The sequence below is a fragment of the Paenibacillus humicola genome (assembly GCF_028826105.1).
Taxonomy (GTDB): domain Bacteria; phylum Bacillota; class Bacilli; order Paenibacillales; family Paenibacillaceae; genus Paenibacillus_Z; species Paenibacillus_Z humicola.
On record NZ_JAQGPL010000001.1, the window covers coordinates 3,024,885 to 3,037,773 of the forward strand.

General features: G+C 50.9%; 12 protein-coding genes. 11 read left to right on the top strand and 1 reads right to left on the bottom strand.

Translation table 11 applies throughout. The features are described 5' to 3' along the window. Window positions 1-4: 4 nt before the first annotated feature. From PD282_RS13880 to PD282_RS13900, 5 genes are all read left to right on the top strand, one after another. A complete protein-coding gene (locus tag PD282_RS13880) occupies window positions 5-589 on the top strand; it encodes a PspA/IM30 family protein (RefSeq protein ID WP_274651269.1) in 585 nt (194 codons plus the stop codon). Between the two features lie 377 nt (window positions 590-966). Further along, window positions 967-1,659 carry a GntR family transcriptional regulator gene (locus PD282_RS13885; RefSeq protein WP_274651270.1) on the top strand — a complete coding sequence of 231 codons (693 nt, stop codon included), beginning with the start codon at window positions 967-969 and terminating at the stop codon, window positions 1,657-1,659. 29 nt (window positions 1,660-1,688) lie between these two features. Continuing rightward, on the top strand, window positions 1,689-3,116 hold the full coding sequence (locus PD282_RS13890) for a glycoside hydrolase family 36 protein (RefSeq protein WP_274651271.1): 1,428 nt from the start codon (window positions 1,689-1,691) through the stop codon (window positions 3,114-3,116). 415 nt (window positions 3,117-3,531) lie between these two features. Next, entirely contained in the window at window positions 3,532-3,870 is a 339-nt protein-coding gene (locus PD282_RS13895) for a carbohydrate ABC transporter permease (RefSeq protein ID WP_274651272.1), read from the top strand. Window positions 3,871-4,688: 818 nt separating this feature from the next. Next, a complete protein-coding gene (locus PD282_RS13900; protein ID WP_274651273.1) occupies window positions 4,689-6,158 on the top strand; it encodes a sulfatase family protein in 1,470 nt (489 codons plus the stop codon). 235 nt (window positions 6,159-6,393) lie between these two features. Here PD282_RS13900 and PD282_RS13905 read toward each other — a convergent pair whose 3' ends face one another. Beyond that, entirely contained in the window at window positions 6,394-7,029 is a 636-nt protein-coding gene (locus tag PD282_RS13905) for a peptide-methionine (S)-S-oxide reductase MsrA (RefSeq protein WP_274651274.1), read from the bottom strand. Window positions 7,030-7,714: 685 nt separating this feature from the next. Between PD282_RS13905 and PD282_RS13910 the strand changes: the two genes are divergently transcribed. From PD282_RS13910 to PD282_RS13935, 6 genes are all read left to right on the top strand, one after another. Continuing rightward, the gene (locus tag PD282_RS13910; protein ID WP_274651275.1) at window positions 7,715-7,864 is read left to right on the top strand and encodes a hypothetical protein; all 150 of its coding nucleotides are present in this window, start codon (window positions 7,715-7,717) and stop codon (window positions 7,862-7,864) included. Between the two features lie 249 nt (window positions 7,865-8,113). After that, window positions 8,114-8,926 (top strand): MOSC domain-containing protein, encoded by an 813-nt coding sequence (locus PD282_RS13915; RefSeq protein WP_274651276.1) that lies wholly within the window; start codon window positions 8,114-8,116, stop codon window positions 8,924-8,926. Window positions 8,927-9,149: 223 nt separating this feature from the next. Then, the gene (locus PD282_RS13920; RefSeq protein ID WP_274651277.1) at window positions 9,150-10,067 is read left to right on the top strand and encodes a LysR family transcriptional regulator; all 918 of its coding nucleotides are present in this window, start codon (window positions 9,150-9,152) and stop codon (window positions 10,065-10,067) included. A gap of 315 nt (window positions 10,068-10,382) precedes the next feature. After that, on the top strand, window positions 10,383-11,069 hold the full coding sequence (locus PD282_RS13925; protein WP_274651278.1) for an ArsR/SmtB family transcription factor: 687 nt from the start codon (window positions 10,383-10,385) through the stop codon (window positions 11,067-11,069). Between the two features lie 87 nt (window positions 11,070-11,156). Continuing rightward, window positions 11,157-11,762 (top strand): flavin reductase family protein, encoded by a 606-nt coding sequence (locus tag PD282_RS13930; protein ID WP_274651279.1) that lies wholly within the window; start codon window positions 11,157-11,159, stop codon window positions 11,760-11,762. Between the two features lie 155 nt (window positions 11,763-11,917). Beyond that, the gene (locus PD282_RS13935; protein ID WP_274651280.1) at window positions 11,918-12,874 is read left to right on the top strand and encodes a sigma-70 family RNA polymerase sigma factor; all 957 of its coding nucleotides are present in this window, start codon (window positions 11,918-11,920) and stop codon (window positions 12,872-12,874) included. Window positions 12,875-12,889 lie beyond the last annotated feature (15 nt).

Genomic DNA, 12,889 nt, shown 5'->3' on the forward strand with positions numbered 1-12,889 from the left:
CAGAATGGGAGTTTTCGGGCGTTTAAAGAGATTGTTTCAGTCCGGTTCAAGCGAGGAATCGTTTGAAACGTATATGGAATCCGCCAACGAACGTCTGCGGGAATTCGCCGTTGCCATGAGCCGTGCAGAATCAGGCCTGGTATCGGCCAAGGAGCGGCTGCGAAGTGTCGAGAAGCAGGCCGCGTCCTGCCGTCAGCAGGCTGAGCATGCGGCGCAGCGTCAGGATGCGGAGACGGCACGGCTTTTTCTGGAACGGGAGCTGGTGAATAAAAACCTTCTGGCCTCCATGCTGAAGGATGTCAGCCAGCTTGAGGCAAGCGTCATGGCCACCAAGGAGCGGTATATGCGGTTCAAAACCATCGTCGAGGAAGCCGGCGCGAAGCGCGATCTGCTGCTGATGAGACAGGCCGGCGCGGCGGCGGAATGGGAAGTCAATAAAGTCATTTCCGGACAGCAATTGAATGCGGAATTCGAGCGTCAAAAAAATGAAGCCGTGCTGGCCGAAGCAAGACTGGAAGCGGCCGAGATCAGCCGGGGCGATTACCTTGACCGAGAAATCGAAAAGCTTCACCGAAACAAAACGGATTGAAGACCCGGACGGTGACGATCACTAAACATATATAAACAGGTATGGAAGATAAGAAGAACGGGCCGTGGTGATATCCACGGCCTATTCTTTTCTCCAGGAGCCGTTTTTTTTAGTAACCCAAGGATGGATTTATTGTTTTTTGAGATCCCTCGATATCATTCCGTTTCCTCACTCAGACTCATGAATTCGCAGGTTTTCACCCTTGGCTACGCGAGAAAAAGAATGCGCCGGTCATTTCCTTCATGGTAGAAGGCGGGTATTACTCTATCGCACGTGCATATCAGGTGCCTTTTTTTATTACCAAAGAAGGTTGACAGTAGATTATATAATCGATTATATATAATATTAGATCGGTGAATGGAGTGGTGGTATTTCTAATGGAACGACCGTTGTTTAAAGAAAAGCAAAGTTTAAGCAAAGAGATCGTACACTACATGAAACTATCGATTTTGAACGGCATATGGAGCCCGGGAGATCGCATTGTTGAAACCAAGCTGGCCAAGGAGCTGGGAATCAGCCAGACACCAGTGCGGGAAGCGATCAATCGCTTAGCCGGCGAAGGGATCATTACGATTCTTCCGAATAAAGGCGCTGTGGTACGCAATTTGACTGCCAGAGATATTTTTGAAATTTACTCGATTCGCGCCGTTATAGAAGGGCTGGCTATTCGCTTGGCTACCCTAAGAGCTGATGCTGCGGACATCAGCGAATTAGAACGTTTCTTTGGGAAAATGAAAGAGAAGGTATTCGACAACAATGTGAAAACGCTTTCCCCAGATGCCGAGTACATTCATGAGTTTATTTACAAGCTGGCCAATCATTCACAGCTGCTAATCATGCATGAATCGATCTCTTTCAAGATTGCGTTAGCCAATCGGATCTTGAGCTTCAACTACACGAAGGAGCAAGAAGTCGAGCAGCATTGGCCGCTTGTGGTGGCGTTGAAGAAGGGGGACCCGGATTACGCTGAGAAGGTGATGCGGGAGCATATCCGGCAGGCCTATTTGCAATTCGTGAAGTCCAATAAGTTCGATAACCATGAACAGCTTGACGAAATGGATTGGTTTTAATTGATCGGAATGGATGAGGAGGATATACGGTGGATAATGGCGTCGTAATGACAAATTTAATCACATTAAATATTAACCCTGCAAAGGGAACCTTTAGCGCTTGGTTGAAGGATGGTTCACCGCTTCTGCTCAATGCCGTCAGCAAGGTGAAGTGGAAGGGCGGGGAGCTGTCTACTTCAGACAGCAGTCTCATCCGCAGCGTCAGGGACGAGGAGCTCTCCGATGAAAACGGGCGCGGCCGGCTGGTGACACTGACGTGCATAGATTCGGCGAAGCAATGTACGTTAACGGTCAAAGTGAAAATGTATGACGAGCTGTTAGGGATTTTCTTCGAGGCGACGGCGTCCAACCAAGGATCGGAACCGCTCGCGATTATCGATCTTCAACCTTGCACAGCAAGCTCGCAGGAGCGCGGGGCGATCTATATTCCTCAGGATGACAGCTGGAGGATCTGGCTGCTGACGAACGGATATATGTTTATGGATCCGGGGCGTGTCGAACCGATTATGATCGGACGCAGCATCCAAAGCCGATGGAATGTCGCGGCAGTAAGCAGAGCTACAGGAAAGGCTTTCGTAGCAGGTTATGTAAGCTTTGATGCATCTGAGGGAGAGGTCATCGTTGAAAGCGACTGGCGCGTTCAGCCGCAGCATGGAAAGTTCGGACTCGGTCTCACTTCGCGTTCGCATTATGCCATGAAATGCATGCTGCCAACAGGCGCTGAGCTGAGCTCGGATTGGTTCGCGTTGGTGTGGGAGAATTCCGCCCATGAAGCACTCATCGAGTATGCGAAGCGCATTCAAACGCAGTATCAGGTGAAGCCTAAGGCTCCTTTAATGGGCTGGTGTTCCTGGTATTACACCTTTCTTAATACATCTGAAGAAGAGATTCTGCGCAATGCCCGATTCATTGCGGATCATCTGAAAGACTATGGTTTAACAGTTGTTCAGATTGACGACGGATACCAGCGAAGGCATGGAGACTGGGAGGCTAACGAGCGCTTCCCGCATGGAATGAAATGGCTGGCGGATGAGATCCGCAAATTGGGCTTGAAGCCGGGATTATGGGTTGCGCCGTACAGCTTGGCCGTGGATTCCGAAGTCGCCAGAACGCATCCGGACTGGTGCGGCAAAGATGTGAACGGGATACAGAAAAAAGTAGGCAGCGGGTACTCGCTCGATCCGACTCATCCGGAAGCGCTTGAATGGATGAAAGGCGTGATGCGTCGCATTCGACACGAGTGGGGCTATGAAATGGTCAAGATTGACTTTTCGTACAGCAGTATCCTTGAGATTGAAGAGTTTCATGACAATACAAAGGGTCGCGCGGGGGCTTATCGAGCGGGTCTGCAAGCGGTTCGAGACGCCATCGGAAACGATTGTCACCTGCTTGACTGCGGTCCGATGAACGCTGTAGGCCGACAGCTGGCGAATCGAATGGGATTTCGACCGTCTTAACTGGCGGCAATATACGAAAGAATTGGAAAGCAACGTGCCGGCGATAGCAAAGCGTTATTACATGCATAACCATTTATGGTCGAATGACCCTGATATTCTTGGTTTTGGCTTATTGAGTGAAGAGCAAGGGCGGTCGATGGCTTGCTCGCGGGATTTCGCGCATTGATCCATTCCACCTGTAGTTTCCCTCTACCGCCGCCTCGTTGACGAACCCCCACTCTCCAGAAGAGTTACTTGCTGAAGCGGCTTGTTTATGCGGCTAGCCGGAGCACGATGTAACGTTGTTGTTCCTTTTGACATATCGGGATACGAATGGCCGATTGCTGATTTGCGGCAGAAAAGAGTACCATGATCGTGCAAACAAAGCCATGAGTACGGCGCTGATGATTTCGGTCTCATCCGCAGCCCGATCCCCTTGCTCGGCAAGCCTTTTACGGCGATGGTCGTGTTGAATTTCGTCGGTTCCTGGAAGTTTTTCGGCATGATGATGGTCTACTGGCTGGCCGGGCTGCAATCGCTGCCTACGGATGTATACGAAACCGCCAAAGTGGACGGGGCAAGTAGTTGGGCAGTGCTTCAGTATATTACGCTGCCGTTGCTCGCGCCTTACGCGGTCGTCATTCTGCTGCTGACCATCGTCAACAGCATGAACGTGTTTGATTTGGTGAAGATTCTGACTGGCGGCGGGCCGTTGCACGCAACAAAGACGGCGGATCTTTACATTTTCCGGTACGCATTCTTTTCCCGCAGATAGGATACGCCTCCGCGGCAGGCATCCTATTCGGATTGACCATTTTCATGCTGACACTAATGATCGGTGGGCTGGCAAGGCTTGCACGGAAAAGCGGGCAGTCTGGAGGGAAATTAAACGGTTTGACGGAAGACGGGGCGGCCCATTCATAAAAAACGCTAATGGACTAATATTACGATTCATATTATGCTGATCATTATAGGCTTTATTTGGATATATCCGTTTATTTGGATATTTCTTCTGCTTTGAAGACCAATTTGGAATTCGTCACTGCCGGTTTAGCCTTCTGCTGAAACAGCCGCAGTGGGAAAATATCGCCCGTGCGTGGCACGGTGCCCATTTCTCGGTATATTTCCTGAATTCTGTCGTTATTACTATCTCGGTAGTATTGGTGGTCGTGCTCAGCGGATTAACCGGCTACGCGCTTCGCCGCGTGAATTTTCCAGGTAAGTCCTTACGTTGGCTTTTGCAACCATGTTCATCCCGAAAGGCTATACGATCATTCCGGTTTTTCAAATAATTAAGCATCTGGGGCTTCTTAACACACGAACCGGCGTCATCCTGGCCGAATCGTCGGGTGCCACCGGAACTGCGGACATTGGCCGTCGGCATGTTTTCTTTTACTGGAGAGTTTTCTATTGATTATTCCGGTATGGCGGCCGCCGCAACCATTTCACTCCTTCCGGTTTTGCTGGTATTCGTTGTTTTTCAACGGTTCTTTATCGAGGGCATCTCGGGCTCCGTAAAAGGCTAATTGACGGACCTGCCTGGCCTGCCAAACGATATTGACCGTCATTCCTTTCCAGGGAGGCTGATTGATTGTGAGTCGCAAACCACATATCGTGTTATTCAACCCCGATCAATGGCGCGGAGACGTTATGGGCCATCTTGGCAACAAAGCGGCCGTAACTCCGAATTTGGACCGAATCGTGGAAACGGATGCCGTATCCTTCAGCCGCGCATTCTGCCAAAACCCGGTTTGTACGCCAAGCCGGTGTTCGTTCATGAGCGGGTGGTATCCGCACGTTCGAGGTCACCGTACGATGTTTCACATGATGCGGCCAGACGAACCGGTTCTGCTGAAAACACTGAAAGAAAACGGCTATTTCGTCTGGTGGGGCGGCAAAAACGACCTAGTCCCAGCCGAAAACGGCTTTGAGGACTATTGTGATGTCAAATATATTCCGGAACGGAAGCCTGACCCGCGCACCAATTTGCATACTTCCGACGATTGGCGCGGTTTGCCAGGCGGGGACAATTACTTTTCCTTCTTCGCCGGCAAAATCGGGAACGAGCATGATGAAGAGCCCTATTACGATTCGGACTGGGCCAACGTTCTCGGTGCGGTGGAACAGATCCACAACGCTCCGGAGGATCAGCCGCTGTGCATTTATTTGCCGCTCGGATACCCACATCCCCCTTATGGGGTCGAGGAGCCCTTCTTCGGCTTGATCGACCGTGGCAAGCTGCCGCTCCGCATTCCTGCGCCAGCCGATTGGAGCCGCAAGCCCAGCTTGCTGAAGGGTATAAGCAAAAGCCAAGGACTTCAGGGCTGGACGGAAGAACGCTGGACGGAACTGCGTGCGACCTACTACGGCATGTGCGCCAGAGTCGATCGTCAATTCGGATTGGTCGTTGAGGCTCTACGGGAAAAAGGGATATACGAAGATACGGCGATATTCTTCTTCTCCGATCACGGCGATTTCACCGGCGATTACGGGCTGGTCGAGAAAACGCAAAATACGTTTGAGGATTGCCTGACCCGGGTGCCCTTCATCGTCAAGCCTCCTGCCTGGTCAGCAACCAAGCCCGGTATCCGCGATGCGCTGGTGGAGCTAGTCGATTTTCCGGCAACGGTTGAGGAACTGACCGGCATCGCCCCGAAGCATTCCCATTACGGGCGTTCCCTGCTTCCGCTCATCGCGGGTGAAACTGGGGTGCACCGCGATGCTGTGTTCTGCGAAGGAGGGAGGCTGAGGGAGGAGAACCAGTGTAAGGAAATGGAAGGCCCGCAGTCACCGGATTTTCTCTACTATCCGCGTTTGAAATATCAATGGGGAGACGGTCCCGAGCATACGAAAGCGGTGATGGTCCGCACGGACCGGTACAAGTACGTTTACCGTTTGTACGAAATGGACGAACTGTACGACTTGATGGATGATCCCGGAGAGACGTCCAATCGAATCGACGATCCCGAGCTGGAGGATGTATTGAAGGCGCTGAAGCACCGCCTGCTAACGTTTTACGTCGAAACCTGCGACGCAGTACCTCACGAGACGAATGAGCGCTAATAAATCCCCGTTCGAAGCTGCAGGGATTGTTCCGCTGCAGCTTCGCTTGCGTTAAGGGCGCATCGTTTCACCGTCCCATTTGTATGCGCCTTTTCGCAGATTTCCCGTACCCGGCTAAAAACCGTTAAAAAGTTCCCGGCTTCAACTAATTTATTCACCGTGTTGAAACTTCCGTGTCGGATACATCAGAATTATCTTGAGCCGTTGTCAGAACCGCCAAATGTAGTGAAAGCAATCACCATTTGATTCGTTTAATAAGATCGAGCATGTTTCCTTTTTCTTCCTCGCTAATCGGCCATGAACTGATTTCGTCTAGGATGGTATGTAGATTGGTATACCCTTTCGCCAAACCGTTTAGCCTTGCTGCCAAGGTTGCATCCGTCAGTTCTTGAGGGGTTGGAAAAAGGCTGCTCAGTATGTCAATCGCATTAGGATAGCGTTTCAAATAATATTTCTGATGTCGATCCTCAGCAGGATAAAAACGGTTAAATGGAGCAATTTCAGTACAAGGCATTCCTTTACCTTGTTCTTCCCGTATTTTCATGACATTCTGGATCACGTTTAGCTGAGTTTGGTCACGATACAAAACCAGGGATTGATACTGACGGCCTTTATACCCGCTGATATTAACAGGATTATGGTTGCTCCAAAATACATCCAGAACGTTCTCCAATGAAAGGGTCCGGGTATCATAATCCATTTCAACCGTTTCCGTATGATCTCCAAGCTGCCGATAAGTAGGATCGATTAGGGTTCCTCCGGCATAGCCAACGCGAGTTCTTATAATTCCTCTTAATTGACCGAACAAGGCGTCGGGACCCCAAAAACAGCCCATGCCAAGCGTCACTGTGCTTATATTATTGTCAAACATCAAAGTCACCTCCGCTAACCCTTATACTTTGCCGCCATCTTATCACGACTGAGCCATGAACAGCAAACCGGCTATTGGGATCACGTAAGAGTTTTGCGGCAGCGGCAGTGTTCAGCCATTGTTCAGGGCAGTTCCCTTGCCCATACTGCATCATTGCGCTTTCGTTCGTGCATCCGCCAGTCGCATAAACTGCGGCTCTTTTATTTTGTATAGAAGTTCTTGTCGTGAACTGAAGACAAGAACTTCTATACAAATGCGTTCCGATGCTTACACAACTGTTTCGAGCCCTTTTTTTCGTTGATAACCTTGCTGGATTATAACGATGCTTGGAAAGGAATGTTCAGGGAATCGATAAAGTGTTAAGACAAACCGGATGGTAAAAAGGGTATGCTGCTTTAACGATCAGTTCAATCGAAATAAATAAAATGGTAAATTATATATTTTATTCTACCCAGTAACAATTAGTTTTATTTAATCGTACAAAGGGTAATTTTATAAATTTTGGTCCTTTGGTAGATTTAAGGAAAAATGAGGGAAGTGAAGATGGGTGAGACAACGATCCACGGAGGCCGGTTCCGCGTCGCTAGAAGGGAGTTCGAATCCGGCGTAACGATGGTTGCAGCAGGTGATAGCGATAGTCTCGGTCTTAAAGAGGACGGAACCGTTTGGCAGCGGGGGAAAGGATATGACAGAAGTTATGAGTCATGCCGGGGAACGATACGGAGGGGTGCTCGACCCGTTCGGCAACATTTGGTGGGTCGCGACGCATATCGAGGATCTGACGCCCGAAGAACAGGCAAGGCGCATTCAGGAGATGGAGAGCAACTGGAGTTAACCGAATTTCAACCGTTAGAGATGATAAGACGGAAAAAACGGGGTGCAAACTGAAAAACCTAGAACCGACCGAGTGACAAGTGTTTAACGTTGGCTTTGAATAGCTGGTGTTGAGCACTTTTTTGTTCGGCGAAGTTTCGATTCATTCCATCTATTATTTTGATTTAAAATTGAGTATTGATCTATTCCATAAATATTAATAAAGTGGTTACAGTCAACGATATACGTTGCAGGTAAAGGAGATGCTGCAATGAGTAAGCCTTATGTCGTCTCGTTATGGAGATATCCCGTCAAATCAATGATTGGTGAGGAGTTGAATGCAACCGATATTACGGAAAAAGGACTGGCAGGGGACCGAAAGTTTGCGCTAATTGATACTTTGACCGGCAAGCTCGCGAATGCCAAGAATCCGATCAAATGGCCGAACATGTTCGATTATCGCGCCGCTTACGTCGAGCCGCCTCAAGATCCGGCGAAACTGCCCGCAGTTCGAATCACGTTTCCCGACGGCAGCTGGGGCTTGACGACGGACGACGATCTGGACGAAAGGCTGACGGACAAACTGGCCAGGCCGGTCAAAGTGACCGCCATATCCACGGAAGCCGGCGAGGTTCAGTTTGAGGGCTATATACCGGACATCGAAGGACTGGATAACCGGAAGTCCGTCTTTACGCGCAGCTCTCCGAAAGGCACCTTTTACGATATCGATATCGTGCACGTATTAACGACGGCAAGCCTTAACAAAATGAAGTCCCTTATTCCGGAAAGCCGGATCGAGGCCAGGCGCTTCAGGACGAATATCGTTATCGATGTACCGGGTGAAGAAGGTTTTGTCGAAAACGACTGGGTAGGCAAACGGATTCGAATCGGCGGCGATGTCGTGCTCGAAGTGACGCAGCCCTGTGTCCGATGCATTATGACCACTTTGGCTCAGGGAGACCTGCCAAACGATCCTTTGGTCCTGAAGGCGGCTGTGAAGCACAATAAAGGAGCCGTCGGCGTCTATGCCAAAGTCATCCGCGCTGGGTGCATTCATCGCAGAGATTCGATTGTAATTGAATAACGTTTCTCGATGGTCGAAAAAATAATTCGTAAACCTATACAGGTTTTGTCCCCTGTGTAGGTTATTGCACTATAATTGGATTCATGACGGAATGTGAATATCGGGGCGGTTCTTGCAGACCGGAGATACGGGGCGAAGCTCGGGGGATGAAAGCGCATGACCGCACGGCTGGAACAGCCTGGGCAGGATCTGACGAAAGCCGTGCCGCCAAGGAGGGGGTTCCATGGAATTCAAACAGCTGGAGTGCTTTAACGCGGTATGCGAAGAGCTGCATTTTACCCGGGCATCCGAGAAACTGGGCATCACGCAGCCAACTCTCAGCTACCAAATCAAGCTGCTCGAAGACGAGCTGGGCATCCCGCTGTTTAACCGCATCGGCAAAAAGAAAATCACGGTCACAGAGGCCGGCTCCATCCTGTACAAGCATTCCAAGGAAATTTTCGGTTCGCTGGCCGGAGCGCGCGAAGAGATTTTCGAGCTGCAGCAGATGAAGCGCGGCATGCTGGCGATCGGAGCGCTGATCGGCGAAATTAACGAGCTCGTGTCCGGCGTGCTGATCGGCTTTAACCAGCAATATCCCGATATCCAAATCAAGCTGCATGGCGCGGAGGATGTCGTGGAGCCTCTCCTCCGGAACGACCTCGATTTCGCGGTGACAATCCTGCCGCTGGAGGATGAACGGTTCACAAAGGTGCCGCTGTACGAAGAAGATTTCTATGTCGTGATAAAATCGGATCATCCGCTTGCCGGTCGCGAATCGTTCGAGTTTAAGGATATTCAGAAGGAACCCGTTATTCTGTTCCCTTACACGCACCGCTGCCGTCAGACGATCGATTGGGCCTGTTCTGCGCTTGGCATTGGATTGAAGCCGAAAATTGAGACGACAACCATCGAATCGCTGCTGATGCTGGTCCGGTCAGGCGCCGGTTTATCGATTCTTTCGAAGACGTTACTGGAGCTGTATCCGCATCCCGATTTGAAAGCGATCCCGCTTCTGCACCCCGCCTTGCGCAGGGAAGTAGGGGTCATCTATTTGAAGGACCGGTATTTGGGGAAGGCCGCATCGGCGTTTATCGCGCTTTTGTCGGAACGGATCCATCGTATCAAACAAACGCCTATGCAGCCGGACATAACGACTTGACCGCTGCACCCATAAAATAAAGTGACTGAACGGGGTTCGCGAGTACTCGATCAGTCACTTCTTTATTATTTCAACCTTAAGTCGGCTTTCGATCAGCCGAGCGTATTTTGACCCGGCTTCTAGTTAACCGGCATTCGGATGCTGGCTGGCACTCGGACTCTCCGTTTTGACGTCTCTACGGCTTTAACCGGCAGGGAAGATGCAACTCCTGCTCTTTGTAGATAACCGGTTTATATATCCATGACTTCGGCCGCCATCGAAATATAATTGTGGTACGATATCAACAGATGACACATGTTAATGGGAGGGGACAAGATGGCAGCAATACCGAATATCGTAGAAGTAGCGGCGCTGGTCGGCGACCCTTCGCGCGTTACGATGCTGCTGGAATTGTTAGGCGGCAAAGCTCTTCCGGCCAGCGAACTTGCGCGTGCCGCGCGTATTACGCCACAAACGGCAAGTTCGCATCTGGCAAAATTGATCGAGGGGGCCTTGCTCATCAAGGAAATGAGTGGGCGACACCGCTATTATCGGTTGGCCGGGCCCGAAGTAGTATACGCGCTTGAAGCGCTGAATGCCATTGCAACGCAAAAGCCGATTCGGTCACTCAAGGAATACGACCGGACAAAAGTATTGCGGTATGCCCGCACTTGCTACGACCACATCGCGGGAAAAGTAGGCGTGGGGCTGACAGATCGGCTGCTTGCATTGGGAATGATCGAACAATCCGGTCGAGACTTTGTCGTGAGCAATCAGGGCTATGACCGTTTTAAACACTTCGGCATCGATGTAGATGCCGTTCAAAAAGGAAAGCGCCATTTTGCCAGGCAATGTCTGGATTGGAGCGAGAGGCGGCACCATCTCGCCGGCGGTCTGGGTGCCGCAATTACCAACCGATTGTTTGAACTCGGGTGGATTGCGCGTATTCCCGGCGGGCGTGCGGTACGCGTAACGGCCGAAGGTCTGTATGGCTTGGCTGACGAGTTTGGCCTAAAACTTTGATACGAAACACTTCAACAATGCATTGCTTTCATTATTCGATGATGGTCGAATATTTGTCCGGCTATAATGCTAGTTGAGGTGATTGAAATGAATAAACAAACGAAATCGGCAATACGGGTCATTCAGCCAAAAATACTGTACTTTGGCACTCCGGTCGTATTGCTCTCAACCTTGAATGAGGATGGGACGACAAACCTCACACCGATGTCATCTGCCTGGGCGCTAGGGAATCGCATTGTTCTCGGGCTTGGCGGGGGCGGGAAGGGATTAGCCAATCTGCTTCGGTGCGGGGAATGCGTTGTCAACCTGCCGGATGCGTCGGACTGGGGGCACGTAGAAAAATTGGCCAGGTTAACCGGTGCCAATCCGGTGCCAGACTACAAACGGGAACAGTACCGTTTTGAACACGATAAATTTTCAGCCAGTGGTTTCACACCGCTTTCTTCGGATGTCGTGCAACCGCATCGAGTGGAAGAATGCCCTTTGCAAATCGAGGCCAAAGTTGTCAACCTCCACAAGTCGGAGGGATTTGCCATCATCGAGGTAGAGGTGCATAAAGTCCACGCTCACGAAGCGATTGTGCTGAGCGAGCAGCATGTCAATCCTGTCGCGTGGAACCCGCTGATTTATAGCTTTCGCCACTACTTTGGCTTGGATCAAGGGTTGGGCAAGACTTTTAAGTCAGAGACATGAATGGACGGATGGAGATAATGGAGCAATCTGCCGCGGCGCAGCTGCTCCATTTTTCGTGATCCCATAATCCTGCCTATTTATTCTATTGAGGCTGTCCGCTTCATTGCATATAATGAAGGTACCGCCCTTCGGGGAGATCGTTAAGGGAGGCCGCGATGAACGAGACCGCATTTGACGAATCTTTATTTGCAAGCTTGAAGCCGGGCTTAACCTCGTTCTGTTACCGAATGCTAGGCTCTATAGATGATGCGGATGATGCCGTTCAGGAGACGAGTATTCGGGTCTGGCAGAGCTGGAGCACGTTCAGACAGGAATCCTCGTTCAAAACTTGGGTCTATCGGATTGCCTCCAACCTGTGCTTGGACAAGTTGAGACAATCCAAACGCCGCGCGCTTCCCGTTGATCTGTTCGATCCGGCAGTCGCCATCGTCGAGCCGCGCGATACGCTGCCGGACTCTGCCTGGATCTGGCCGTCTCCCGACTTTGGGGGCAATCCGGAGGACCGGCTCGTCCGCAGAGATACCCTTCAACTGTGCTTCATCGCTCTCCTGCAGACCTTGCCTCCGCGGCAGCGCGCGGTACTCATTTTGAAGGATGTATTTGAATGGTCCTCCAAGCAGATCGCGGAAACGTTGGCGATGTCGCCGGCAGCGGTAAACAGCGCCTTGCAAAGAGCCCGAGAGACGATGGACCGGGCGCAGCTTCGCTCGGATGAGCTCAGCAGCATGGACGTTCAACCGGAGCAGCAGCTGCTGTCCCGGTATGTGGAGGCCTTTGAGAAATTCGATATTGCTGCGCTCGTCGCGCTGTTCCACGAGGAAGGCTGCATGTCGATGCCGCCCTTCGAGATGTGGATCCGCGGCAAGGAGGATTTGTCCGCCTTCTATTCGCTTACTCGCTGGCATTGCGAAGGTTCGCGATTTGTGCCCATTACGGTGAATGGCGGTTATCCGGCGTTGGCCCAGTATATGCCGGGCAAAGAGGGCTCCGGCCTTGTACCATGGGGCATCCACGTTATCGAAACCAAAGATAATCAAATCCTGCACGTTCAAAACTTCATTCATACACCATTATTTTCGCGATTTGGGCTGCCTGAGCGAATTGACCGATGAATTTCGTCATTGGTT

What these genes read in the sequence shown, in the direction of transcription:
- PD282_RS13920 (WP_274651277.1), top strand. Translation starts at nt 9,150, where the DNA reads ATGGAATTCAAACAGCTGGAGTGCTTTAACGCGGTATGCGAAGAGCTG.
- PD282_RS13915 (WP_274651276.1), top strand. Translation starts at nt 8,114, where the DNA reads ATGAGTAAGCCTTATGTCGTCTCGTTATGGAGATATCCCGTCAAATCA.
- PD282_RS13910 (WP_274651275.1), top strand. Translation starts at nt 7,715, where the DNA reads ATGACAGAAGTTATGAGTCATGCCGGGGAACGATACGGAGGGGTGCTC.
- PD282_RS13885 (WP_274651270.1), top strand. Translation starts at nt 967, where the DNA reads ATGGAACGACCGTTGTTTAAAGAAAAGCAAAGTTTAAGCAAAGAGATC.
- PD282_RS13935 (WP_274651280.1), top strand. Translation starts at nt 11,918, where the DNA reads ATGAACGAGACCGCATTTGACGAATCTTTATTTGCAAGCTTGAAGCCG.
- PD282_RS13925 (WP_274651278.1), top strand. Translation starts at nt 10,383, where the DNA reads ATGGCAGCAATACCGAATATCGTAGAAGTAGCGGCGCTGGTCGGCGAC.
- PD282_RS13880 (WP_274651269.1), top strand. Translation starts at nt 5, where the DNA reads ATGGGAGTTTTCGGGCGTTTAAAGAGATTGTTTCAGTCCGGTTCAAGC.
- PD282_RS13905 (WP_274651274.1), bottom strand. Translation starts at nt 7,029, where the DNA reads ATGTTTGACAATAATATAAGCACAGTGACGCTTGGCATGGGCTGTTTT.
- PD282_RS13930 (WP_274651279.1), top strand. Translation starts at nt 11,157, where the DNA reads ATGAATAAACAAACGAAATCGGCAATACGGGTCATTCAGCCAAAAATA.